The sequence below is a fragment of the Pseudomonas sp. GP01-A4 genome (assembly GCF_058780865.1).
On sequence record NZ_JBYSWF010000014.1, the window covers coordinates 1 to 24687 of the forward strand.

Below are 24687 nucleotides of genomic sequence, written 5' to 3' on the forward strand. Positions count from 1 at the left end.
AGTCGGGGGCGGGATGGGCGAGGTTTGTGATGGCGTTGCCGCAGGGGTATTGATGCAAGCTGTAGCGGCCCTTTCGCGAGCAAGCCCGCTCCCACATTTTGACCGAGTGCATTCAGGAAGAACGCGGTCAAATGTGGGAGCTGGCTTGCCTGCGATAGCGGTCTTAAGAATTACGAATACCTGAGGGCATGCGCCGGCTCAATCTTCGCCGCGCGATATGCCGGATAGATGGTCGCCAAAAAGCTCAACACAAACCCCGCCGAGCAAATCAACAACACATCCCCACCTTGCAACTGCGAAGGCAGGTTGCTGACGAAATACACGTCCGAACTGAAGATATGCTGCCCGGTCACCCGTTCCAGCCAACCCACCAGTTCACTGACGTTCAGCGCCGCAATCACGCCGAGGATGCCACCGATCAAGGTACCGACGATCCCGATCACCGTCCCCTGCACCATGAAGATCGCCATGATCTGCCGTGGCGTGGCGCCAATGGTTCGCAGTATCGCAATGTCGGCGCCCTTGTCGTTCACCACCATGATCAAGGTCGCGATGATGTTGAACGCCGCCACCGCGACGATCATCAGCAACAGCAGGCCGATCATGGTTTTTTCCATCTTCATCGCGCTGAACAGGCTGCCCTGGGTGTGGGTCCAGTCGTCGGCCTTGTAGTCGGCACCGAGGCTGGCGGCGATATCCGCCGATACCTTGGGTGCGGCATACAAGTCTTTCACCGCCAGGCGCACGCTTTGCACCTGGTTCGGCTCCCAATGCTGTATCTCGGCGGCGTCGGCCATGTGGATCAGGGCCATGGAGCCATCCAGCTCCGCGCCCACCTTGAACACACCCACCACGTTCAAACGCTGCATACGCGGGGTGATGCCACCGGGCGCACTGCTGATTTCCGGCACGATCAGGGTCAGCTTGTCACCGACATTCAGGCGAAAACGCCGGGCGGTGATTTCGCCGATCACCACACCGAACTCGCCCGGTTTAAGGTCTTCAAGATGACCCTGGACGATATGCTGGGCCACAATCGACACCTTGCCTTCCTGGGCCGGATCAACGCCGCTGATCTCGATCGGCTGCATCGCGCCCTTGTAGGAGAGCATGCCGTCCATCTGTGTGAACGGTACGGCAGCAGTGACTTCCGGATTCTTCATCGCGGCATCTGCCACCGGCTGCCAGTCGCTGATAGGCTTCACGCCAACGATGGTCGCGTGGGGCACCATGCCGAGGATGCGTGAGCTCATCTCCCGCTGGAAACCGTTCATTACCGACAACACCACGATCATCGCCAGCACGCCGAGGGCGAGGCCGATCATCGAGGTCATCGAGATAAACGAAACAAAACGGTTGCGGCGCTTGGCGCGGGTATAGCGCGTGCCGATGAAAATCGATAACGGTCTGAACATTCGCGGGCACCGTTGAAAAAATAGAAAACCCGGCGCCGGGCGCCGGGCTTGAAACAGGTCAGATGGCGACCAGATGACCTTCCTGCAGGTGCAACACACGGTCCATCTGGCGGGCCATGCTCATGTCATGGGTCACCACCAGGAACGCAGTGCGCATCTGGGTGCTCAACTCCAGCATCAAGTCCTTGATGCCCTGGGCGGTGTGGGAGTCGAGGTTGCCGGTCGGCTCGTCGAGCATCACCAGGCCCGGGTTGTTGACCAGGGCACGGGCAATTGCCACACGCTGGCGCTCGCCGCCGGACAACTCAGCCGGCTTGTGCTCCAGGCGATGGCCCAGGCCGACGCGCTCCAGCAACGCCTGGGCACGCTGGCGTGCTTCCGGGATCGCGGTCTTGCCGATCAACAGCGGCATGCAGACGTTTTCCAGGGCGGTGAACTCGGGCAGCAAGTGGTGGAACTGGTACACAAAACCCAGCGAACGGTTGCGCAACTGGCCACGGGCCTTCTCGCCCAGGGCCGACAACTCTTCGCCGGCCAGCCAGACGCTGCCCTGGGACGGCGTATCAAGGCCGCCCAACAGGTTGAGCAAGGTACTTTTACCGGAACCGGAACTGCCGACGATCGCCACGCGTTCGCCCGGGTGCAGTTCCAGCTGCAGGTTGGACAGCACCACCACGGACTCCGGGCCTTCCTCGTAGGATTTGCCCAGGTTGCGGCAGCTCAGGATTGCTTTTTCACTCATGCCCGATTCACTCATAACGTAAAGCCTGCGCCGGCTGGGTACGTGCCGCGCGCCAGGCTGGATACAGGGTGGCAAGGAAACTCAGGACCAACGCGGCGCCGCCGACCATCAATACGTCCGGGCTCTGCACCTGGGACGGCAAGTAGTCGATGAAGTAGACGTCGGAGTTCAAGAATTTGTGGCCGATCAACACTTCCAGCCCGGCGATAGCCGCGCTGACGTTCAGCGCGGCGAGAATCCCCACCACGGTGCCGATCAAGGTGCCGACGACACCGATCACCGTACCCTGGACCATGAAGATCGCCATGATCTGCCCCGGCGTGGCGCCAAGGGTGCGCAGGATCGCGATGTCGCCCTTCTTGTCGTTCACCACCATCACCAGCGTGGAGATGATGTTGAAGGCGGCGACGGCGACGATCAGCAGCAACAGCAGGCCGATCATGGCTTTTTCCATGCGGATGGCCTGGTACAGGTTGCCGTGGGTACGGGTCCAGTCGCGGGCGTAGTACTGGTTTTCACCCAGGTGCTGGGCGATTTCCCACGAGGTACGCGGCGCGTCGAACAGGTCGTTGAATTTCAGGCGCAAGCCCTGGACCTGGTCCGGCTTCCAGCGATGCAGGCGGGCCAGGTCGGTCAGGTTGGTCAGGCCCAGGTAGCCGTCGATCTCACCGGCGCCGACATGGAAGATGCCGACCACGGTAAAGCGCTTCATGCGCGGGAACATGCCCGCCGGAGTCACGGTGACTTCCGGCGCGACGAAGGTCAGCTTGTCGCCGATGCCCACGCCGAGCTTGGCCGCCGCCTTGTCGCCGATAGCGATGCCAAAGCTGCCGGGCGACAAGTCGTCCAGTTTGCCCTGCTGCATGAAGTTATCGATGATCGAGACATTGCGTTCCTGCGCCGGGTCGATGGCATTGAGCAGGACTTTCTGCACCTTGCCGTCGTTGGTCAACAGGCCCTGCATCTGGGTGAAGGGCGCAACCGCCAGCACTTTGGGGTTCTGCTTGACCTTCGCGGCCAGGCTTTGCCAGTCGCTGATGGGCTCACCCGACTCGATGGTCGCGTGGGGCACCATGCCCAGCACGCGGGTGCGCATCTCATGATCGAAGCCGTTCATCACCGACAGCACCACAATCATCACGACAACGCCAAGGGCGAGCCCGATCATCGAGGTCAAGGAAATGAACGACACAAAATGATTGCGACGTTTTGCACGGGTATAACGCGTGCCAATAAATACGAAGAGAGGTCTGAACATGTCGGGGCTTGTTCGGAGGAAAAGAAGACGTCCTTGTGGCGGGGTCAGGTAAGCAGCTTTACACTCAGACCATCACCGCTGCCTTGGGTTCGCCATGTCGACATTAGATGAAGAAGATCGCCGCGAATACTACCGTATCGAGGACATGATCGCACTGGAAATTACCCCACTGTCGGGCCCGGAAGCGCTGAGCAAGGAAGTGTTGCTGGATGATTCGCCGCTGTTCAATCTGCTCAGCGAGTTGCACCTGAGTGAATTTGAATCCCAGCACTTGCTGCGCCAGATCGGCGAGCGGGACCGCACCCTGGCCGCCTTCCTCAAAGTGCAGAACAAACGCATGGATTTGCTCAGCCAGATCATGGCGCAAAGCCTGCTGGGCGAAATCGGTACGCCGCAGCCCGTGGTCATTTCCGAAGGCGGCATCGAATTTCTGAACCCCACCGCGATCCAGCCCGACAGCCACCTGGCGGTCAAGCTGGTGCTGATGCCGCAAGCCCTCGGGCTGTTGCTGCGAGCCAAGGTTACCCATTGCGATGCCAAGACCGGTGGCTTTGAAATCGGCACGGAATTCGAAGCCATGACCGATGCCCAACGCCAGTTGCTGGCGCGCTACATCCTGCAGAAACAGGCCCAGGAACGGCGCCTGGCGCGGGAAAAAAGCGACGAATCCGACACCTGAATACGATCATTGAATGGCGCGTCGCGTCATCCATCCAGCCAGGAACCCTGGCGTAAAGGAGCAACTGTGACCCTGATTTATGGCCACCGCGGTGCCAAAGGCGAAGCACCGGAAAACACCCTGACCAGCTTCCAGGAATGCCTCAAGCACGGCGTACGCCGCTGCGAACTGGATTTGCACCTGTCCATGGACGGCGAGCTGATGGTCATCCACGACCCGACGCTCAAGCGCACCACCGACCGGCGCGGCAAGGTCGTCGAGTATTCAGCCGCCGACCTGGTCAAGATGGACGCGCGCAAAGGCGGCCCGGGCTGGGTCAACCCTTGCCCGATCCCGCGCCTGGAAGAGCTGTTCGAACAGTGCGACTTCGACCACTGGCAACTGGAAGTCAAAAGCGCATCGCGCACCCGCGCGGCAACCACCGTGCTGGCGATCCGTGAAATGGCTCAGCGTTTCGGGCTGATGGACAAGGTCACCGTGACCTCAAGCTCGCGGGAAGTGTTGAAAGCGGCGCTGGACCTCACCCCGGACCTGTCCCGCGGACTGGTAGCCGAATACGCCTGGCTCGACCCGTTGAAGGTCGCGGCCAACTATGGCTGTGAGATTCTGGCGTTGAACTGGACGTTGTGCACCCCTGAGCGCCTGGAAAAAGCCCAGCGCCAGGGTTTGCACGTGTCCGTATGGACCGTCAACGAACCCGCGCTGATGCGCAGGCTCGCCGACTTCGGCGTAGATAGCCTGATTACAGACTTTCCCGGTTTGGCCACTGCCACCCTCGGGAATTACTGAAATCGGTCTCCCCGGCCGGCTCAGGCCACCGGCCGGAGCCGCTCAAAAAAGCCGGTTGAGGCCGTCGTAGGCCGCTACCCGATAGGCTTCAGCCATGGTCGGGTAGTTGAACGTGGTGTTGACGAAATACTTGAGGGTATTCAGCTCACCCGGCTGGTTCATGATCGCCTGGCCGATGTGCACGATCTCCGACGCCTGATAGCCGAAGCAATGCACGCCCAGCACTTCCAGAGTCTCGCGGTGGAACAGGATCTTCAGCATGCCCTGGGGCTCACCGGCGATCTGCGCACGCGCCATGCTCTTGAAGAACGCCTTGCCGACTTCATAAGGCACCTTGGCCTTGGTCAGTTCGTGCTCGTTCTTGCCAATCGAGCTGATCTCGGGAATCGTGTAGATCCCGGTCGGCACGTCGTTGACGTAGCGCCAGCTGCCGTTGTCGACAATGCTGCCAGCGGCCGAGCGGCCCTGGTCATGGGCGGCACTGGCCAGGCTTGGCCAGCCGATCACGTCACCGGCACCGTAGATGTTCGGCACGCAGGTGCGGTAGTTCTCGTCGACTTCGATCTGGCCACGGCTGTTGACCTTGACCCCGATGTTTTCCATGCCCAGCTTGTCGGTGTTGCCGGTACGGCCGTTGCACCACAGCAAGGCGTCGGCCTTGATCTTCTTGCCGGATTTCAGGTGCAGGATCACACCGTTGTCCAGGCCTTCGACCCGCTCGTACTCTTCGTTGTGGCGCACGGTGATGTTGTTGTTGCTGAAGTGGTAACTCAACGCCTGGGAAATTTCCGAGTCGAGGAAGCTCAGCAACTGGTCGCGGTTATCCACCAGCTCGACCAATACACCCAGGCCGCTGAAGATCGAGGCGTATTCACAGCCGATCACGCCGGCGCCATAGATGATCAGTTTACGCGGGGTGTGGCCCAGGCTGAGAATGGTGTCGCTATCGTAGATACGCGGGTGGTGGAAATCGATATCCGCCGGGCGATACGGACGCGAGCCGGTGGCGATGATGATGTGCTTGGCTACCAGCTTCTCGACCACGCCGTTGGCGCAGACCACTTCGACGGTTTGCTCGTCGGCGAAGCTGCCGGTGCCGAAGAACAGGTCGACGCGGTTACGGGCATAGAAGCCGGTACGCGAGGCAACCTGTTTGGAAATGACTTTTTCAGCGCTCTTGAGCACGTCCGGGAACGAAAACCAGCGCGGCTCACCAATGGCCCGGAACATCGGGTTGGTGTTGAACTGCATGATCTGGCGCACCGAGTGACGCAAGGCCTTGGACGGGATGGTACCCAGGTGGGTGCAGTTACCGCCGACCTGGCGACGGCTATCGACCATCGCCACCTTGCGCCCTGCTTTGGCGGCGTTCATCGCCGCACCTTCTCCAGCTGGGCCGGAACCCAGTACCACCACGTCGTAGTTGTAGACAGCCATGCGTACTCCTCAGAACAGGCCAGGGCGCACGGTTGGACGCCTGGCTAAATCATGCCGCGGCCAGCGGTCATGAAGGATCAATGTGGCTCAAGTGTGTGAGCCGGGGCACAGTCTATAGAACGCTCAACGTCGCGCACATTAACCCTTGGTCGCGTCGTAGGCCAGTTTTGCCTTTACTACACGGCGCTCGTTATTGAATTAACCTGTAGGCAAGCACCTTTTCAGGACTGGCCATTATGAAGCATGTCGTCATTTGTTTATTGCTGATGTTTTCGGTCCCGGTTCTGGCGAATGAGGCTGATCGCCTCAAACAAGCCGATTTTCCGCCGCAATCTCATCAACTGGTGCTGAAAAACCAGGCCGTCCTGACCTACCTGTGGGCAGACGTCTATGCGGCGGCATTGTTCGCCCCGGCTGACCTGAGCGCCAAACAAGCCCTGGATCAGCAAAAAGACCTGCGCCTGGAGCTGTATTACTTTCGCGATATCGACCGCAACGATGTGATCAAGGCCGCCACTGCCACCCTCGAACGTCAGCAAACACCCGCCACCCTCGCCCGCCTGAAGCCTGAACTGGATCAATTGCACAAAAGCTTCCGCAACATCCGCAGCGGCGACCGTTATGCGCTGGACTTCCAGCCTCAGCGCGGCCTGAACCTGGAAATCAACGGCACGGTGGTGTTCAGCAGTCGCAATGACGAACTGGCCAAGGCTTATCTCGGCATCTGGCTGGCACCAAAAGGCTTGTCCGACAGCCTGCGTAACACCCTCCTCAACTGATCGCAAAAACCCTGTGGGAGCGGGCTTGCTCGCGAATGCGGTGTGTCAGTGGCTCATAAGCTGACTGACACACCGCATTCGCGAACAAGCCCGCTCCCGCATTGGATTTTCATCACCGGGAGGCCTGCGGCAATTTGCCAGCTTGCTATCGGTTTTTTGTTGCCTGTGGTGGCTTATACACATATCGTTACAAAACTGTTCAGCGCCAGCCTCGTGCCAGAGCTTCAACAGCAAGGACGGTTGCGACCAGGGATTACTAATAAGATAGCCAAAATGAGTGCATGACATGTCCACTACAACGGGCAAGGGCAAGGCGATCTTTCGCGTTGTCAGCGGTAACTTCCTTGAGATGTTCGACTTCATGGTCTACGGCTTCTACGCCACGGCCATTGCCAAGACATTTTTCCCCACCGACAGCGCGTTCGCGTCCCTGATGCTGTCCCTGGCGACCTTTGGTGCCGGGTTCCTGATGCGTCCGCTGGGCGCGATTTTCCTCGGTGCCTATATCGACCGTCACGGCCGTAAAAAGGGCCTGGTGATCACCCTGGCGATGATGGCCGCCGGTACCGTGCTGATCGCCTGCGTTCCCGGGTATGCCACCCTGGGTGTCGCGGCGCCGCTGATCGTGTTGTTCGGCCGCCTGCTGCAAGGTTTCTCCGCCGGTGTCGAGCTGGGTGGCGTGTCGGTGTACCTGGCGGAAATCGCCACTCCAGGCCGCAAAGGCTTCTTCGTCAGCTGGCAGTCCGCCAGCCAGCAAGCCGCCGTGGTATTCGCCGGCCTGCTGGGTGTAGGCCTGAACCACTGGCTCAGCCCGGAAGAAATGGGTGACTGGGGCTGGCGCGTGCCGTTCCTGATCGGCTGCCTGATCGTGCCGGTGATCTTCGTGATTCGTCGCTCCCTGGAAGAAACCCCGGAATTCCAGGCGCGTAAACACCGCCCTACCCTGCAGGAAATCGTCCGCTCGATCGGCCAGAACTTCGGCATCGTCATCGCCGGCATGGCGCTGGTGGTGATGACCACCGTGTCGTTCTACCTGATCACCGCCTACACCCCGACCTTCGGCAAGGCCGAACTGCACCTTTCGGACTTCGACGCGCTGCTGGTCACCGTGTGCGTCGGCATCTCGAACTTCATCTGGCTGCCGGTGATGGGCGCGGTGTCCGACAAGATCGGGCGTAAGCCCCTGCTGCTGGGGGCGACTATTCTGGCGATCCTCACCGCTTATCCAGCGCTGTCCTGGCTGGTGGCCAACCCGAGCTTCAGCCATCTGCTGATCGTGCTGCTCTGGCTGTCGTTCCTGTATGGCTCGTACAACGGCGCGATGGTTGTAGCGCTGACCGAGATCATGCCGGTAGAAGTGCGCACCACCGGTTTCTCCCTGGCCTACAGCCTGGCGACGGCAACCTTTGGTGGCTTTACTCCGGCGGCGTGTACCTACCTGATCCATGTGCTGGACAACAAGGCCGCACCGGGCATCTGGCTCAGCGGCGCGGCGGTGCTGGGCTTGATCGCCACATTGATTCTGTTCAAGGGCAACCGGCATGAACTGCGTACCGCGCAGGCTTCGATAGTCGGCGGCGCTTGATAGGCCGCTTTCGCGAGCAAGCCCGCTCCCACATTTGAAATGTATTCACAAATCAAAATGTGGGAGCTGGCTTGCCTGCGATGAGGCCGGTACAAGCAACACAAAAACAACAGACATAAAAAAGCCCCGAACCAGTCGGGGCTTTTTCATTTACCGCTGATGCTTAGCGCGGGAATGCTGGCGGGTTAACCCCGGCCATGTCTTCCATCACGCGAACCACCTGGCAGCTGTAACCGAATTCGTTGTCGTACCAAACGTACAGAACAACGCGGTTGTCTTGAGTGATGGTCGCTTCAGCGTCCACCACACCGGCGTGGCGCGAGCCCACGAAGTCGGTGGAAACCACTTCCTGCGAATTGACGAAGTCGATTTGCTTGTGCAGATCGGAGTGCAGCGCCATGTAGCGCAGGTACTCGTTCATCTCTTCACGGGTGGCGGCTTTCTCAAGGTTCAGGTTGAGAATGGCCATCGACACGTTCGGCGTCGGAACACGGATCGCGTTACCGGTCAGCTTGCCGGCCAGCTCAGGCAGGGCCTTGGCAGCAGCGGTGGCAGCACCGGTCTCGGTGATCACCATGTTCAGCGCGGCGCTACGGCCACGGCGATCGCCCTTGTGGAAGTTGTCGATCAGGTTCTGGTCGTTGGTGTACGAGTGAACCGTTTCAACGTGACCGTTAACGATGCCGAACTTGTCATTCACAGCCTTCAGCACCGGCACGATGGCGTTGGTGGTGCAGGAAGCGGCGGACACGATCTTGTCGTCAGCGGTGATTTCACCGTGGTTGATGCCGTGCACGATGTTCTTCAGCTTGCCCTTGCCAGGCGCAGTCAGGACAACGCGGTCGATACCCGGGCACGCCAGGTGCTGGCCCAGGCCCTCGGCGTCACGCCACACACCGGTGTTGTCCACCAGCAGTGCGTCCTTGATGCCGTACTGGGTGTAATCCACCTCAGACGGGTTCTTCGCGTAGATCACCTGGATCAGGTTACCGTTGGCGGTGATGGTGTTGTTTTCTTCGTCGATGACGATGGTGCCGTTGAACGGACCGTGGACCGAGTCACGACGCAGCAGGCTCGCGCGCTTGGTCAGGTCGTTTTCAGCACCTTTACGCACCACGATGGCACGCAGGCGCAGGCCGTCGCCGCCACCGGTTTTTTCGATCAGGATGCGCGCCAGCAGGCGGCCGATACGACCGAAACCGTACAGCACAACGTCGGTGCCTTTGCGGGCTGCGGCGTTTTGCTGGCCAACCACGTCGGCCATTTCTTCACGTACGAACTGCTCGGCGGTGCGGCCAGCGCCTTCCTTGCGGAATTTATAGGCCAGCTTGCCCAGGTCTACCGAAGCCGCGCCGAGCTTGAGCTCGCTCATGGCTTTAAGCAGAGGGAATGTTTCGTGGACGGAGAGTTCGCTATCGTCGGCAGAACGATGGCGAGCAAAGCGATGAGCCTTGAGAATCGCGATGACTGATTGGTTGATCAGGCTGCGGCCATAGATCGAGCTCACCACGTTGTTATTGCGGTATAGCTGACCGATAAGCGGAATCATCGCTTCAGCGAGTGCTTCACGGTCGATCCATTCACCAAGACACTGGTCGGGCTTCTGAGTCACGGGAACCTTCCACATGTAGGGGCAGAAAAAAGGGGCTACATTATGCCGCCCGACCGCCCTCGGAGCAATGCGCGGCCCGCAACAAAACCCCTTGCAAAAAAATATCGCCCCTCTGCAGCCCAGTAAATACGCGGCTTCCAGCGCACCCCCTGTTGGACCAATGTGACAAAGTGTCCGTAACCCTCCGAAACATACACCGATTTCGGCACTACATAATGAGTCAAAAGGCACCTTTGTTTGTCTTAGCCACTACATTTCCTACAAACCGTAATAGGCTCAGTCAGCAACTGACAGGCGGCACTCCGGGCCGTTACAATTACCGACTTTGTCGCAACGCTTGGAGCTCAACCTTCCGTGCCCGTTCTGCGTCTACCGCTTCTCCCTGCCGCGGCAGGTAAACAGCACTGGGGCAATCTGCCCGGTGCCGCCCTGAGCCTGGCCATCGCCGAGGCTGCCAGCGCTGCCAAGCGCTTTACCCTGCTGCTCACCGCCGACAGCCAAAGTGCCGAGCGGCTGGAACAGGAGCTGAGTTTCTTCGCCCCCGATTTGCCGGTACTGCATTTCCCGGACTGGGAAACCCTGCCCTACGATCTGTTCTCGCCGCACCAGGACATCATTTCCCAGCGCATCGCCAGCCTGTACCGCTTGCCGGAACTGGCCCACGGCGTGCTGGTGGTGCCGATCACCACGGCCCTGCACCGCCTGGCACCGACCAAGTTCCTGCTGGGCAGCAGCCTGGTGCTGGATATCGGCCAGAAGCTCGATGTGGAGCAAATGCGCACCCGGCTTGAGGCCAGCGGTTATCGCTGCGTCGACACGGTGTACGAGCACGGTGAGTTCGCCGTGCGTGGCGCGTTGATCGACCTGTTCCCGATGGGCAGCAAACTGCCCTACCGGATCGACCTGTTCGACGACGAAATCGAAACCCTGCGCACCTTCGATCCGGAAAACCAGCGCTCCATCGACAAGGTGCAATCGATCAAGCTGCTGCCGGCCCGGGAGTTCCCGCTGCAAAAAGACGCGGTCACGCGCTTCAAGGCACGTTTCCGCGAGCGCTTCGACGTGGATTTCCGTCGCTGCCCGATCTTCCAGGACTTGAGCAGCGGGATTACCCCCGCCGGTATCGAGTATTACCTGCCGCTGTTCTTCGACGAAACCTCCACGCTCTTCGATTACCTGCCTCAGGACACCCAGGTGTTCTCGCTGCCAGGCATCGAACAGGCAGCGGAGAATTTCTGGAATGACGTGCGCAACCGTTATGAAGAACGCCGCGTCGACCCGTCCCGTCCTTTATTGCCACCGGCCGAGCTGTTCCTGCCGGTGGAAGACTGCTTCGCCCGCCTGAAAAACTGGCCGCGGGTAGTCGCCAGCCAGCAGGACGTGGATGCAGGCGCCGGCCGCGAGCGCTTTCCGGCGCAAGCGCTGCCGAACCTGGCGATTGAAGCCAAGGCTAACCAGCCGCTGGAAGCGCTGTCGAATTTCCTCGGTGACTTCCCCGGCCGCGTGCTGTTTACCGCCGAGTCCGCCGGGCGCCGCGAGGTGCTGCTGGAGCTGTTGGAACGCCTGAAGCTGCGGCCGAAAACCGTCGACAGCTGGCCGGACTTTGTCGCGAGCAAGGATCGCCTGGCGATCACCATCGCACCGCTGGACGAAGGGCTGCTGCTGGACGACCCGGCCCTGGCACTGATTGCCGAGAGCCCGCTGTTCGGTCAGCGGGTGATGCAGCGCCGCCGCCGGGAAAAGCGCGCCGATGCCAACAACGATGCGGTGATCAAGAACCTCACCGAGCTGCGCGAAGGCGCGCCGGTGGTGCATATCGACCACGGCGTGGGCCGTTACCTGGGCCTGCAGACCCTGGAGATCGACAACCAGGTGGCCGAATTCCTCACCATGGAATACGCCGAGGGCGCCAAGCTCTACGTGCCCGTGGCCAACCTGCACCTGATCGCCCGCTACACCGGCAGCGACGACGCCCTCGCGCCGTTGCACCGCCTGGGCTCCGAGACCTGGCAGAAAGCCAAGCGCAAGGCCGCCGAACAGGTACGCGATGTGGCCGCCGAGTTACTCGACATCTATGCCCGCCGCGCCGCCCGCGAAGGTTATGCGTTTGCCGACCCAAAAGCCGACTACGCCACCTTCAGCGCCGGCTTCGCCTTCGAAGAAACCCCGGACCAGCAAACCACCATCGACGCCGTGCGCGCCGACATGCTGGCGCCCAAGCCGATGGACCGCCTGGTGTGCGGCGACGTGGGCTTCGGCAAGACCGAAGTGGCAATGCGCGCAGCGTTTATTGCGGTGCACGGTGGCCGCCAAGTGGCGATCCTCGTCCCCACCACCCTGCTCGCCCAGCAGCACTACAACAGCTTCCGCGACCGCTTTGCCGACTGGCCGGTGACTGTGGAGGTGATGAGCCGCTTCAAATCGGCCAAGGAAGTGAATGCGGCCATCGCCGACCTGGCGGAAGGCAAGATCGACATTGTCATCGGCACTCACAAGCTGCTGTCGGATGACGTGAAGATCAAGAACCTCGGGCTGGTGATCATCGACGAAGAGCACCGCTTCGGGGTTCGCCAGAAAGAACAGCTCAAGGCCCTGCGCAGTGAAGTCGACATCCTGACGCTCACCGCCACGCCGATTCCGCGCACGCTGAACATGGCGGTGTCGGGCATGCGCGACCTGTCGATCATCGCCACGCCGCCGGCGCGCCGGTTGTCGGTGCGCACCTTCGTCATGGAGCAGAACAAAAGCACGGTCAAGGAAGCCCTGCTGCGTGAGTTGCTGCGCGGCGGCCAGGTGTACTACCTGCACAACGATGTAAAAACCATCGAGAAATGCGCCGCTGACCTCGCCGAACTGGTGCCGGAAGCACGGATCGCCATCGGCCATGGGCAGATGCGCGAGCGCGAACTCGAACAGGTGATGAGCGACTTCTATCACAAGCGCTTCAACGTGCTGATCGCCTCGACCATCATCGAGACCGGCATCGACGTGCCGAGCGCCAACACCATCATCATCGAGCGCGCCGACAAGTTCGGCCTGGCGCAGCTGCATCAGTTGCGCGGCCGGGTCGGGCGCAGCCACCACCAGGCGTATGCCTATCTGCTGACGCCGCCGCGCCAGCAGATCACTTCCGACGCCGAGAAGCGCCTGGAAGCGATCGCCAACACCCAGGACCTTGGCGCCGGCTTTGTGCTGGCCACCAACGACCTGGAAATCCGCGGCGCCGGCGAACTGCTGGGCGACGGCCAGAGCGGGCAGATCCAGGCCGTCGGCTTCACCCTGTATATGGAAATGCTCGAGCGCGCGGTGAAGTCCATCCGCAAGGGCGAACAACCGAACCTCGACCAACCGCTGGGTGGCGGCCCGGAGATCAACCTGCGCCTGCCGGCGCTGATCCCCGAAGACTACCTGCCGGATGTGCACGCGCGACTGATCCTGTACAAGCGCATCGCCTCGGCCACCGACGAAGAAGGTCTCAAGGACCTTCAAGTGGAGATGATCGATCGCTTCGGCCTGTTGCCGGAGCCGACCAAGAACCTGGTGCGCCTGACCCTGCTCAAACTGCAGGCCGAGCAACTGGGCATCAAGAAGGTCGACGCCGGGCCGCAAGGTGGGCGTATCGAATTCGAAGCGCAGACGCCGGTGGACCCACTGGTGCTGATCAAGCTGATTCAGGGCCAGCCCAATCGCTACAAGTTCGAAGGGGCTACGCTGTTCAAATTCATGGTGCCGATGGAACGCGCCGAAGAACGCTTTAATACACTGGAGGCGCTGTTTGAGCGCCTCATCCCGAAATCTGCTTGAAGGACGCCCCAATGCGCCTGTTCCGCATTTTGAGCTTGTTGTTGGTGGTCGTTGCGCCTTCGGCGTTCGCCGACAGCCCGTACCTGGTGGAGATGATCCTGGTGCGCCAGAACGCCGAGCCGGTGATCAACAGCCGTGCGGCGCCGGAAAACTGGGACGCCGGTGCACCACGCCTGGGGACTGACAAAATGAGCCCGCCACGACTGGGCAATATTGTCGAGAAGCTGCAAGCCAGCAGCGACTACACCGTATTGCTGCACAAGTCCTGGGAACAGAATCTCGGTGAGCAACCGGTGAAGCTGGCCATCAGCGATGGCCAGGAACAGTTCGGCCAGTTCCCCATCGAAGGCACCCTGAACCTGCAGCTTGGGCGCTTTACCGATATCGACGCGGACTTCTGGGTTAACCAGTTCGACGCCAACGGCAGCGTCATCGCCAGCGAACACCTCAGCCAGCAAGACGTGCGCACCAAGAACAACCAGCTCAACTACCTGGACGGCGGCCACCTCGCCCTGCTGATCAAGATCACTTCGCTGACCGCCAAGCCGCCCAGCGCTCCACCGCCCGATGTCCAGGACTGATCCAGCACCATGCCCCTGACGTCGTCGTTGACCAAACCCCTGGCCCCTTCGTGGGCCAATCGCTTTAAAGAGCAAAGCCTCGAGCGTGGCCGACGCTACGCCCTGGAAAACCGCGTGCGTATCGTCGAGTCCGGCGACAGCACCATCATTGCCAGCTGCGAAGGCTCGGGTGGCAATGTCTACCGCCAGACCATTTCGCTGCGCGAATCCGCCAAGGGCACGTTGATCCTGGTGGACAGCCGCTGCACGTGCCCCGTGCACACCAACTGCAAACACATCGCCGCCGTGCTGCTCAAGGTCCAGGAAACCCTGGCCTACCCGGCGGCGGCCCAGGATGCCGAGTTGCTGGAGAAGCTCCAGGCGGTGCTGGATAACCGCGTGGTGTTGCCGCAAGTGGTGATGGAAGACGTGCAACCGGTGCCGCGCCTGTGGCTGGCGAGTATCGAGTTCAGTGCCTTCGAACCGCGCAACGGCAAGATGCAGCGTTATATCCAGCATCGCGCGGCGTTGTCCTTCAACTATTTGGGCAACTACGTCAGCGGCCAGAAGAACGCCGACATTATCGTGCGCCAGGAACAACAGAGCCTGCGGATCAAGCGCCACCCCGAGGTGGAGCAGCAGTTTCGCGAACAGCTGCGCCTGCTGGGCTTCAAGATCGCCACCCGCCAGAGCAAGGCCCTGCCGGAAAGCGCCGGCGAGCTGTTCGAGATGGTCAATGACAGCGCGTGGCTGAACTTCACCCTGAATGCCTCGCCGAACCTGCGCGCCCAGGGTTGGGAACTACAGATCGACGAAGATTTCGGTTTTGACCTGAGCGCCGTCGACGACTGGTACGCCAGCGTCGACGAGATGCCGGAGCGCGACTGGTTCGACTTGGAGCTGGGGATCATCGTCAACGGCGAACGCCTGAGTCTTCTGCCGATCCTGTTGAACCTGATGCGCTCTCACACCGAGATCCTCAACCCGGAAAAACTCGCCCGGCGCCGTGATGACGAACTGATCCTGGTGAACATTCCCGGCCTGCCCAACGGCCACGGCCCGCTGCAAGTGGCGCTGCCTTATGGCCGGCTGAAACCGGTGCTGGCAACCCTGGGCGAGTTCTACCTGCAAGAGCCCGGCACCACCGCGCTGCGCCTGGCCAAGGCCGACGCGATTCGCCTGAACCCGCTGGAAGACCTGCCGCTGCAATGGGAAGGCGGCGAAAAGATCCGCAACTTCGCCCAGCGCCTGCGGGACATCAAGGATTTCAGCTGCGAAGCGCCGGAAGGCTTGAACGCAACGTTGCGCCCTTATCAACTGGAAGGCCTGAGCTGGATGCAGTCGCTGCGCCAACTCGACGTCGGCGGGATTCTCGCGGATGACATGGGCCTGGGCAAAACCCTGCAAACCCTGGCGCATATTCTCAGCGAGAAAATCGCCGGACGCCTGGACCGCCCGTGCATGGTGGTGATGCCCACCAGCCTGATCCCGAACTGGCTCGACGAAGCGGCGCACTTCACGCCGCAGCTCAAAGTCATGGCGTTGTACGGCGCGGGGCGCAAGAAACATTTCCCTCAGTTGCAGGACTACGACCTGCTGCTGACCACCTACGCCCTGCTGCCCAAGGACATCGAGCAACTGGCCGCCCAGCCCTTGCACGTGCTGATCCTTGACGAAGCGCAGTACATCAAGAACCCCAACAGCAAGGCGGCCCAGGCGGCCCGCGAGCTGAACGCCCGCCAGCGCCTGTGCCTCAGCGGTACACCGCTGGAAAACCACTTGGGCGAGCTGTGGTCGCTGTTCCACTTCCTGCTGCCGGGTTGGCTGGGGGACGTGAAGAGCTTCAACCGCGATTACCGCGTACCGATCGAAAAGCGCGGCAGCGATGTGCGATTGCAGCACCTTAATGGTCGGATCAAGCCGTTCCTGCTGCGTCGCACCAAGGAGCAGGTGGCGACCGAGCTGCCGCCCAAGACCGAGATCATCCACTGGGTCGACCTCAACGAAGCCCAACGCGACGTGTACGAAACCATGCGCCTGGCGATGGACAAGAAAGTCCGCGACGAGATTACCCGCAAGGGTGTGGCGCGCAGCCAGATCATCATCCTGGAGGCGCTGCTCAAGTTGCGCCAGGTGTGCTGTGATTTACGCCTGGTCAATGATGCAACCCTGCCGGCAAAGGGCAGTAGCTCGGGCAAACTCGACAGCTTGATGGAGATGCTCGAAGAGCTGTTTGCCGAAGGCCGCAGGATTCTGCTGTTTTCCCAGTTCACCTCGATGCTGAGCCTGATCGAGGCCGAGTTGAAGAAGCGTGGCGTGCCTTATGCGCTGCTTACCGGTCAGACGCGGGATCGGCGCACGCCGGTGAAAGACTTCCAGAGCGGCAAGCTGCAGATCTTCCTGATCAGCCTGAAGGCAGGCGGCGTCGGACTTAACCTGACGGAAGCCGACACGGTGATTCACTACGACCCGTGGTGGAACCCGGCCACGGAAAACCAGGCCACCGACCGTGCGTACCGCATCGGCCAGGAGAAGCCGGTATTCGTCTACAAGATGATTGCCCGGGGCACCGTGGAAGAGAAAATCCAGCATTTGCAGAAGGAAAAGTCTGATCTGGCGGCGGGCGTTCTGGATGGGCGGACGACGGGGGATTGGAAGTTGGGGAATGAGGATATCGAGGCGTTGTTTGCGCCGTTGCCTCATAAGCAGGAAAAGCGCTGACTGTTAGATCGCCTTCGCGAGCAAGCCCGCTCCCACATTTGACCGCATATACCCTGGAGGAATGCGGTCGGATGTGGGAGCGGGCTTGCTCGCGAAGGGCGCACCGCAGTTGTCAGTCGATCAACTGAGCATCCCGCAGCGCACCCAACGCCGCCAACCAACGCGGATCCTGCTTGTACTCGGTCGACGCCACCGCCTGACCACGCATCCGAGCGATACGCGCCGACGGAGTGACCTTCATGCGCTGGGCAGCACTCAGGGCCAACTCGGCGGCGGCGCGGTCGTTGCACACCAGGCCCATGTCGCAACCGGCAGTCAACGCCGCCTCAATACGACTGGCAGCATCACCGACCACATGAGCCCCCGCCATCGACAGGTCGTCACTGAAGATCACCCCGTCGAACTGCAACTCGCCACGCAGGATGTCCTGCAACCAGCGCCGGGAGAAGCCGGCCGGTTGCGCGTCCACTTGTGGATAAATCACATGGGCCGGCATGACGGCTGCCAGTTGCCTGCTCAGGCGCGCGAAAGGCACCAGGTCATTGGCGCGAATCTGTTCCAGGCTGCGCTCGTCGTTGGGAATGGCGACGTGGGAATCGGCTTCGGCCCAGCCGTGGCCGGGGAAGTGCTTGCCGGTGGCCGCCATACCGGCGCTGTTCATGCCACGGATGAAGGCGCCCGCGAGCACGGCGGCACGCTCGGGGTCGCCTTCGAAGGCGCGAGTGCCCACGACGGCGCTGCGTTGGTAATCGAGGTCCAGCACCGGGGCGAAGCTCAGGTCCAGGCCAACCGCCAGCACTTCGGTTGCCATGATCCAACCGCACTGCTCGGCCAGTTGCTCCGCATTCGGGTTGTCGGCCAAGGCACGCATCGCCGGCAGACGCACAAACCCCTGACGCAAGCGTTGCACTCGGCCGCCTTCCTGATCGACCGCCAGCAACAGGTCCGGGCGCACGGCGCGAATCGCCGCGCTCAATTCACGCACCTGCCGAGGATGCTCGATATTGCGTGCAAAAATGATCAGGCCGCCCACCTCGGGCTGACGCAACAAGTGGCGATCCTCAGCCGTCAGCCAGGTGCCGGCAACGTCCACCATCAAAGAGCCTTGCAGGGCTTGGGTCATATAGCTTCCTTAAATAACGCACGCAGCCCGAAGCCCCCGCGAGATCGCATCGCCAGGATTGAATCTGGAGACGGACGCTCAGCGAGCGCAACGGGCTGTGGATAAATAGCTGAAATCGGCATGGGCGGCTAGCTTAGCGGATGCAAGCGGCCGCGCACACCCGGGAGGGGTTAAACCTTGGCCGGGACCGGTACTGACTTGCTGCGCGGGCGCAATTGGGCGGCGGCCATGGCCTGGTCGGTGACGCCGGTTTCGGCACGCATGCCGGCGGCGAGAAACGGCACCATCAGGCGCATGACCTGCTCGATGGAGGTGTTGACGCCGAAGTCGGTCTCGGCAATCGCACGCAGTGCCTTGATCCCGGACATGCTGAATGCCGCGGCACCGAGCATGAAGTGCACGCGCCAGAACAGTTCGATTGGCGGGATACGCGGGGCGGCTTCGTTGACCAGCAACATATAGCGGCGGAACACCTTGCCGTACATGTCTTCAAGGTAGCGGCGCAGGTGGCCCTGGCTCTGGCTGAACGCCAGGCCCAACAGGCGCATGAAGATCGACAGGTCGTTGCCGCTGCGTGGCTGAACCACCAGGGCTTGTTCGACGAGGATCTCCAGCAGGTCTTCCAGGCTTGGCTTGTTTTCAGGCTTGGCCTGGCGACGCTCCAGCTCACGGTCGAGGCTGATGCAGAAAGGCCCCAGGAAACGTGAGAACACGGCCTGGATCAGCGCCTTCTTGGAGCCGAAATGGTAGTTCACTGCCGCCAGGTTGACCCCGGCCTTGCTGGTAATCAGCCGCAATGAAGTTTCAGCAAATCCTTTTTCCGCGAACAACTGCTCGGCAGCATCGAGAATGCGTTCAACGGTTTCCGACTGGGCCATGGCTACTCCGCCTGACAAACACTTGTTTGAAACATACGTTTCAAGCTATGTCTTGTCAAGCCTGCAGGTCGGTTTGCGGCTGGCCGGTCAGCTATTTCATGGCCATTTAATCACATTCGCCAAGGTCTGTAGGCAGCGCTGTCTCCAGTGTGTAGGACAGGTGATAAATGACCGTCCAGCGGAGTGACTGAAAACGGTGATTGCCAAGCGCAGTCCACTGTATATAATCCCAGTCACTGTATAAAAAGACAGAGCGATCAACATGCTAAAACTGACGCCACGCCAAGCTGAGATTCTGGCTTTTATCAAGCGCTGCCTCGATGACAACGGCTACCCGCCGACCCGGGCGGAAATTGCGCTGGAACTGGGATTCAAGTCACCCAACGCCGCTGAAGAACACCTCAAGGCCCTCGCCCGCAAAGGCGCGATCGAGATGACCCCGGGTGCTTCACGCGGTATTCGTATCCCTGGCTTCGAAGCCAAGGCCGACGAGTCGACACTGCCGATCATCGGCCGCGTCGCAGCCGGTGCGCCGATCCTGGCGCAACAGCACGTCGAGGAATCCTGCAACATCAACCCGACCTTCTTCCATCCCCGTGCCGACTACCTGTTGCGGGTCCATGGCATGAGCATGAAGGACGTGGGCATTTTCGACGGCGACCTGCTGGCCGTCCACACCACACGTGAAGCCCGCAATGGCCAGATCGTCGTCGCCCGTATCGGCGATGAAGTGACGGTCAAACGCTTCAAGCGCGAAGGCAGCAAGGTCTGGCTCCTGGCCGAGAACCCCGAGTTCGCGCCGATTGAAGTGAACCTGAAGGATCAGGACCTGGTGATTGAAGGCTTGAGCGTCGGCGTTATTCGCCGCTAACGGAGGCATCATGCAGTTCCTACAGACCCCACAACACACTCAACTGTCGCTGTTTGAGGCCTTTATGGCCCAGCCCCTTGCGCCCATCCTCAAGGAAGTGGTCGAAGCGCCCTGGAGCGCCGAACCCGAGGCGTTCAGTGAACTGTCGTTGCGCGGTGCTGCCGGGAACTGCCTGAGCCTGTTGGCGCCGATCCTTCGCGAACTGAGCGAGGAACAGGACGCCCGCTGGTTGACGCTGATCGCCCCGCCATCCAGCCTGACCCAGGCCTGGTTGCGGGATGCGGGCCTGAACCGCGAACGCATCCTGTTGCTGCAACCCCGTGGTGCTCAAAGCGCCCAGCAGTTGACCTGCGAAGCCTTGCGCCTGGGCCGTAGCCATACGGTGGTCAGTTGGCTGAACCCGCTGACCACAGCGGCCAGGCAGCAACTGATCAGCGCCGCCCGCACAGGTGATGCGCAAAGCTTGAACATTCGGTTGGGATAAAACGATACGCGGGTAACTGACAGCTGTCAGGATCCGCCATGACGCGAGGCTTCTTCAGAATTGAGAAGCCGATCTGCACAATTGAAGCCTGTAAAAAAGTCGACAGACGGACTCAGTGAAGAATCCGCGGGCCGTCTTCCTTTTCCGGTTCGCCTTCAGCCAGGCGCCCCGCCATCTGCACACCTACGCTCAACATGGCTTTTGCCACTTCCACGTGCTGGCCCTGCAGGAACGCTTTTGCGTCCTCGGAAAAATCCAAGATCACCAGAGAACCCTCGTCCTCAGCCCGGCGCAGCTCGATTCGGCCGTCGGGCAACTCAACAATTTCCAGAAAGGACGTTGGCATAAAAGTCTGTTCTCCACGAAAGGCCGGCATTATATCAGTCTTGTGGCGAGCGGGCTTGCCCGCATTGGGCTGAGCCGCGACCCTCCGACAACTGACACTGCCAGGCCTGAAAAGCCTTGGGGCTGCTTCGCAACCCAGCGGGAGCAAGCTCCCTCGCCACAAGAGCGGTAGTTGTCAGCGAGAAGCCTTCAGCACTCGTTCAATCCATCCCGAAACCGAATGGCCAGCTTCTTCAGCTCCTGCCGCCAGCTTTCCAGCTCTTCCCGGCTCAACGGCTCGGGTCCTTCTTCGTCCAGGCTTACGGCCACGATCAGCGGCTGGGTCACATCGCCTTTGGGCGTGTGCTTCACCCGTGGCGGTTGGAACATCTCCGCGTGGGCTACCAGCAAGCGCGCCAGCCAACTGTCCGGGCTTTGCGCCATCTCCACCAGTTCGGCCAACTCCGGGATGGCCATGGACTCCAGCACATCCCGGTGGATGATCATTTCCGCACGCGGCGAGCCGGCCTGCGGCAGACGGTAGAACCCGGCGATCTCATGGCATAAGCCAAGCAAGGCGCCATAGAGGTGGAACAGCGCGGCTTCACGCCCGGCCTGTACCAGCGCGATAGCGTTCATCTCCTTTCCTTCCTCGGCACGGCCAAGGGCTTCCAGGGACAAACCCGCGAAGTAAATTTTCTGGTTGGTACGGGTATAGAGTTCGTTGGCCATGAAGGCAGTCTCCACAACGAATAAGGCGTGATGCTGGCTGTGTAGGAGCGAGCTTGCTCGCGAAAAACCTGAGAGCACCGTGGGGTGTCAGGTTTCCCGCGTTATCGTTAACGACCATCGCGAGCGAGCTCGCTCCTACATAGAGCCATAGCCTTCACAGGCGAATCAAGCGCCCTGGCGCTTGTCCTCGACCTTCCACTTGCCACCGTCGTAGAACGCTTTCCAGCCGGTAGGCTTGCCTTCAACCTCGGTCTGCACGTACTGCTCCTTGGTCTTGCGGCTGTAGCGGATTACGGACGGGCGACCGTCCGGGTCCTTCTTCGGCGCTTCACAGAGGAAGTGGTACTTCGGATCGATCTCGTCCTTGTGGGGCACGATCTCCATCACCAGCGGTGCACGGGTCTCACGGTTTTTCGGGAACTGGCTGGCAGCCAGGAACAGCCCCGAAGCACCATCACGCAGGATGTAGGTGTCGTTGACCTTCTCGCACTTGAGCTCAGGCATCTTCACCGGGTCCATCTTCGGCGGCGCTGCGTCACCGCTTTTCAGCAGTTTGCGGGTGTTCTTGCACGTCGGGTTGGTGCAACCGAAGAACTTGCCGAAACGGCCGGTCTTGAGCTGCATCTCGCTGCCGCACTTGTCGCATTCCAGGCTCGGGCCTTCGTAGCCCTTGATGCGGTAAGTGCCTTCTTCGATCTCGTAGCCGTTGCAATCCGGGTTGTTACCGCAGATGTGCAGCTTGTGCTTCTCGTCCAGCAGGTAGGCATCCATTGCCGTGCTGCAGATCGGGCAACGGTGCTTGCCACGCAATACCAGTGACTCGGATTCACCCTCGTCATCGGCCGCGATTTCATCGCCCGGCACCAGGTTGACGGTGGCCTTGCAGCGCTCTTTCGGCGGCAGGCTGTAACCCGAGCAACCGAGGAACACACCGGTGGAGGCGGTACGAATCTGCATCGGGCGACCGCAAGTGAGGCACGGAATGTCCGTCATCACCGGCTGGTTGGCCCGCATGCCGTTCTCGGCGCTTTCAGCCACTTCAAGTTTCTTCTTGAAGTCGCCGTAGAACTCGTCGAGCACGTTTTTCCAGTCGCGTTCGCCCTGGGCCACGTCATCGAGGTTCTCTTCCATGCCGGCGGTGAAGCCGTAGTCCATCAGGTTGGAGAAACTCTCGGACAGGCGCTCGGTGACGATGTCGCCCATCTTTTCCGAGTAGAAACGACGGTTGTGCAAGGCCACGTAGCCGCGGTCCTGGATGGTGGAGATGATCGCCGCATAGGTCGAAGGACGACCGATACCGCGTTTTTCCATCTCCTTGACCAGGCTCGCTTCCGAATAACGCGCCGGCGGCTTGGTGAAGTGCTGGGACGGGTCGAGCTTGATCAGCTTCAACACATCGCCCTGAGCCATGTCCGGCAGTACATCGTCGTCGCCCGGCTTGGCGATTTGCGGCATCACGCGGGTGTAACCGTCGAACTTGAGGATACGGCCCTTGGCACGCAGCTCGAAGTCACCAGCACCCACGCTGACAGTCGTCGACAGGTATTGCGCCGGCAGCATCTGGCACGCCAGGAACTGGCGCCAGATCAGCTCATAGAGGCGCTCAGCGTCGCGCTCCATGCCGCTCAGCTTGCTTGGCTCGGTGTTGGCGTCGGAGGGACGAATCGCTTCGTGAGCCTCTTGTGCGCCTTCCTTGCTGCTATAGACGTTCGGCTTCTCCGGCAGGTACTTCTTGCCGAATTCGCTTTCAATATAAGTACGCGCCATCGCCACCGCGTCTTGCGACAGGTTGGTGGAGTCGGTACGCATATACGTGATGTAGCCCGCTTCATACAGGCGCTGGGCCATCATCATGGTCTTCTTCACCCCGAAGCCCAGGCGGTTGCTCGCGGCCTGTTGCAGGGTGGAGGTGATGAACGGCGCCGACGGCTTGCTGCTGGTGGGCTTGTCTTCACGCTTGACGATGCTGTAGCTGGAAGCCTTGAGCTTCTCCAGCGCGGCCATGGCCTGGGCTTCGTTGAGCGGCTTGAAGGCCTCGCCTTTCTCGCGGGCCACTTCAAAGCGTACGTTGTTGCCCTTGGCAGTGCCCAGGTCAGCGTGCACTTCCCAATATTCTTCAGGGTTGAACGCACGAATCTCGCGCTCACGCTCCACCACCAGCTTTACCGCAACCGATTGCACACGGCCGGCGGACAGGCCACGAGCGATTTTCGCCCACAGCAGCGGCGAGACCATGTAACCCACGACGCGGTCGAGGAAGCGACGGGCCTGCTGGGCATTGACGCGGTCAATGTCCAGTTCGCCCGGCTTGGAGAAGGCTTCCTGGATCGCCTTCTTGGTAATTTCGTTGAACACCACGCGCTTGTAGCGGCTGTCGTCACCCCCGATGGCTTCCCGCAGGTGCCAGGCAATAGCCTCCCCTTCGCGGTCCAAGTCGGTTGCGAGATAGATGGTGTCAGCATCCTTGGCGAGCCGGCGCAGCTCTTCGATGACCTTTTCCTTGCCCGGGAGGATCTCGTACTTGGCTTTCCAGCCATGATCGGGATCGACACCCATGCGCGAGACCAGCTGCTTGCGCGCTTTCTCTTTAGGCGTGAGCACCGGACCTTCGCCCGCAGCCGCCTTGCCGCGCTTGGCGGCAGGCTCCTTGCTGGCGCTAGCCGAACCGCTGGTGGGCAGGTCTCGGATATGGCCGATACTCGACTTCACCACGTACTCGTTACCCAAGTACTTGTTGATGGTCTTGGCCTTAGCCGGGGATTCCACAATGACCAGCGATTTGCCCATGGATCGGAAAATTCCTGAATTCGAGAAGTGAAAGGCGGTTGGCGCCTGACGCGGCAACGCTATATATAGTGGCAACAAGGTGAGGTCAAGCGCAGCATTCTGCGCGG

Annotated in this window: 19 protein-coding genes and 1 pseudogene; 9 read left to right on the forward strand and 11 right to left on the reverse strand. The window is 60.9% G+C overall.

Features of this window, described 5'->3' with window-relative positions:
- Positions 1-170: 170 nt before the first annotated feature.
- The 3 genes from AC3WKX_RS10880 to AC3WKX_RS10890 are packed head-to-tail and all read right to left on the reverse strand — an operon-like array spanning position 171 to position 3415.
- On the reverse strand, positions 171-1415 hold the full coding sequence (locus tag AC3WKX_RS10880; RefSeq protein WP_003218940.1) for a lipoprotein-releasing ABC transporter permease subunit: 1245 nt from the start codon (positions 1413-1415) through the stop codon (positions 171-173).
- A 58-nt stretch (positions 1416-1473) separates the two neighbouring features.
- Positions 1474-2157: a lipoprotein-releasing ABC transporter ATP-binding protein LolD gene (gene lolD, locus AC3WKX_RS10885; protein ID WP_003218941.1), complete on the reverse strand. Its 684-nt coding sequence runs from the start codon at positions 2155-2157 to the stop codon at positions 1474-1476.
- A gap of 7 nt (positions 2158-2164) precedes the next feature.
- Entirely contained in the window at positions 2165-3415 is a 1251-nt protein-coding gene (locus AC3WKX_RS10890; protein WP_102605706.1) for a lipoprotein-releasing ABC transporter permease subunit, read from the reverse strand.
- Positions 3416-3509: 94 nt separating this feature from the next.
- On the opposite strand from AC3WKX_RS10890, the gene AC3WKX_RS10895 reads away from it, so the two are divergent.
- A complete protein-coding gene (locus tag AC3WKX_RS10895; RefSeq protein WP_003218944.1) occupies positions 3510-4094 on the forward strand; it encodes a PilZ domain-containing protein in 585 nt (194 codons plus the stop codon).
- Positions 4095-4160: 66 nt separating this feature from the next.
- Positions 4161-4883, forward strand: coding sequence for a glycerophosphodiester phosphodiesterase (locus tag AC3WKX_RS10900; protein ID WP_003218946.1), 723 nt, complete (start codon positions 4161-4163; stop codon positions 4881-4883).
- A 42-nt stretch (positions 4884-4925) separates the two neighbouring features.
- On the opposite strand, the gene sthA is transcribed toward AC3WKX_RS10900, so the two are convergent.
- Positions 4926-6320 carry a Si-specific NAD(P)(+) transhydrogenase gene (sthA, locus tag AC3WKX_RS10905; RefSeq protein WP_003218947.1) on the reverse strand — a complete coding sequence of 465 codons (1395 nt, stop codon included), beginning with the start codon at positions 6318-6320 and terminating at the stop codon, positions 4926-4928.
- 236 nt (positions 6321-6556) lie between these two features.
- Here sthA and AC3WKX_RS10910 point away from each other — a divergent pair, with 236 nt between their 5' ends.
- Both AC3WKX_RS10910 and AC3WKX_RS10915 read left to right on the forward strand, forming a co-directional pair.
- On the forward strand, positions 6557-7099 hold the full coding sequence (locus AC3WKX_RS10910; RefSeq protein WP_102605707.1) for a chalcone isomerase family protein: 543 nt from the start codon (positions 6557-6559) through the stop codon (positions 7097-7099).
- 286 nt (positions 7100-7385) lie between these two features.
- Complete coding sequence (locus AC3WKX_RS10915) at positions 7386-8684, forward strand: MFS transporter (protein WP_003218952.1); 1299 nt, start codon at positions 7386-7388, stop codon at positions 8682-8684.
- Between the two features lie 163 nt (positions 8685-8847).
- On the opposite strand, the gene AC3WKX_RS10920 is transcribed toward AC3WKX_RS10915, so the two are convergent.
- Complete coding sequence (locus AC3WKX_RS10920) at positions 8848-10311, reverse strand: glyceraldehyde-3-phosphate dehydrogenase (RefSeq protein WP_023659083.1); 1464 nt, start codon at positions 10309-10311, stop codon at positions 8848-8850.
- Positions 10312-10650: 339 nt separating this feature from the next.
- Here AC3WKX_RS10920 and mfd point away from each other — a divergent pair, with 339 nt between their 5' ends.
- From mfd to AC3WKX_RS10935, 3 genes are read left to right on the forward strand one after another with little or no spacing between them, the layout of a single operon-like run.
- Positions 10651-14100 carry a transcription-repair coupling factor gene (mfd, locus tag AC3WKX_RS10925; protein WP_003218956.1) on the forward strand — a complete coding sequence of 1150 codons (3450 nt, stop codon included), beginning with the start codon at positions 10651-10653 and terminating at the stop codon, positions 14098-14100.
- An 11-nt stretch (positions 14101-14111) separates the two neighbouring features.
- The gene (locus AC3WKX_RS10930) at positions 14112-14681 is read left to right on the forward strand and encodes a CsiV family protein (RefSeq protein WP_003218957.1); all 570 of its coding nucleotides are present in this window, start codon (positions 14112-14114) and stop codon (positions 14679-14681) included.
- 9 nt (positions 14682-14690) lie between these two features.
- The gene (locus AC3WKX_RS10935; RefSeq protein ID WP_102605708.1) at positions 14691-17381 is read left to right on the forward strand and encodes a DEAD/DEAH box helicase; all 2691 of its coding nucleotides are present in this window, start codon (positions 14691-14693) and stop codon (positions 17379-17381) included.
- Positions 17382-17493: 112 nt separating this feature from the next.
- On the opposite strand, the gene nagZ is transcribed toward AC3WKX_RS10935, so the two are convergent.
- Together nagZ and psrA are read right to left on the reverse strand one after the other, a co-directional pair.
- A complete protein-coding gene (gene nagZ, locus AC3WKX_RS10940) occupies positions 17494-18504 on the reverse strand; it encodes a beta-N-acetylhexosaminidase (protein ID WP_102605709.1) in 1011 nt (336 codons plus the stop codon).
- Positions 18505-18674: 170 nt separating this feature from the next.
- On the reverse strand, positions 18675-19382 hold the full coding sequence (gene psrA / locus AC3WKX_RS10945) for a transcriptional regulator PsrA (protein WP_003218964.1): 708 nt from the start codon (positions 19380-19382) through the stop codon (positions 18675-18677).
- 262 nt (positions 19383-19644) lie between these two features.
- Between psrA and lexA the strand changes: the two genes are divergently transcribed.
- The gene (gene lexA / locus AC3WKX_RS10950) at positions 19645-20253 is read left to right on the forward strand and encodes a transcriptional repressor LexA (protein WP_003172575.1); all 609 of its coding nucleotides are present in this window, start codon (positions 19645-19647) and stop codon (positions 20251-20253) included.
- Between the two features lie 10 nt (positions 20254-20263).
- Positions 20264-20737 carry an SOS-induced cell division inhibitor SulA gene (gene sulA / locus AC3WKX_RS10955; protein WP_003218967.1) on the forward strand — a complete coding sequence of 158 codons (474 nt, stop codon included), beginning with the start codon at positions 20264-20266 and terminating at the stop codon, positions 20735-20737.
- A 112-nt stretch (positions 20738-20849) separates the two neighbouring features.
- Here the strand turns inward: sulA and AC3WKX_RS10960 are convergent, their stop codons facing one another.
- The 4 genes and pseudogenes from AC3WKX_RS10960 to topA form a co-directional block, all read right to left on the reverse strand.
- Complete coding sequence (locus AC3WKX_RS10960) at positions 20850-21083, reverse strand: hypothetical protein (protein WP_003218969.1); 234 nt, start codon at positions 21081-21083, stop codon at positions 20850-20852.
- A gap of 188 nt (positions 21084-21271) precedes the next feature.
- On the reverse strand, positions 21272-21793 hold the full coding sequence (locus AC3WKX_RS10965) for a DUF6586 family protein (protein ID WP_003218971.1): 522 nt from the start codon (positions 21791-21793) through the stop codon (positions 21272-21274).
- 40 nt (positions 21794-21833) lie between these two features.
- Positions 21834-21911: pseudogene (locus tag AC3WKX_RS10970) on the reverse strand (outer membrane lipoprotein carrier protein LolA); the annotation flags it as partial.
- A gap of 47 nt (positions 21912-21958) precedes the next feature.
- On the reverse strand, positions 21959-24580 hold the full coding sequence (gene topA / locus AC3WKX_RS10975; protein ID WP_003218973.1) for a type I DNA topoisomerase: 2622 nt from the start codon (positions 24578-24580) through the stop codon (positions 21959-21961).
- Positions 24581-24687: the final 107 nt, after the last annotated feature.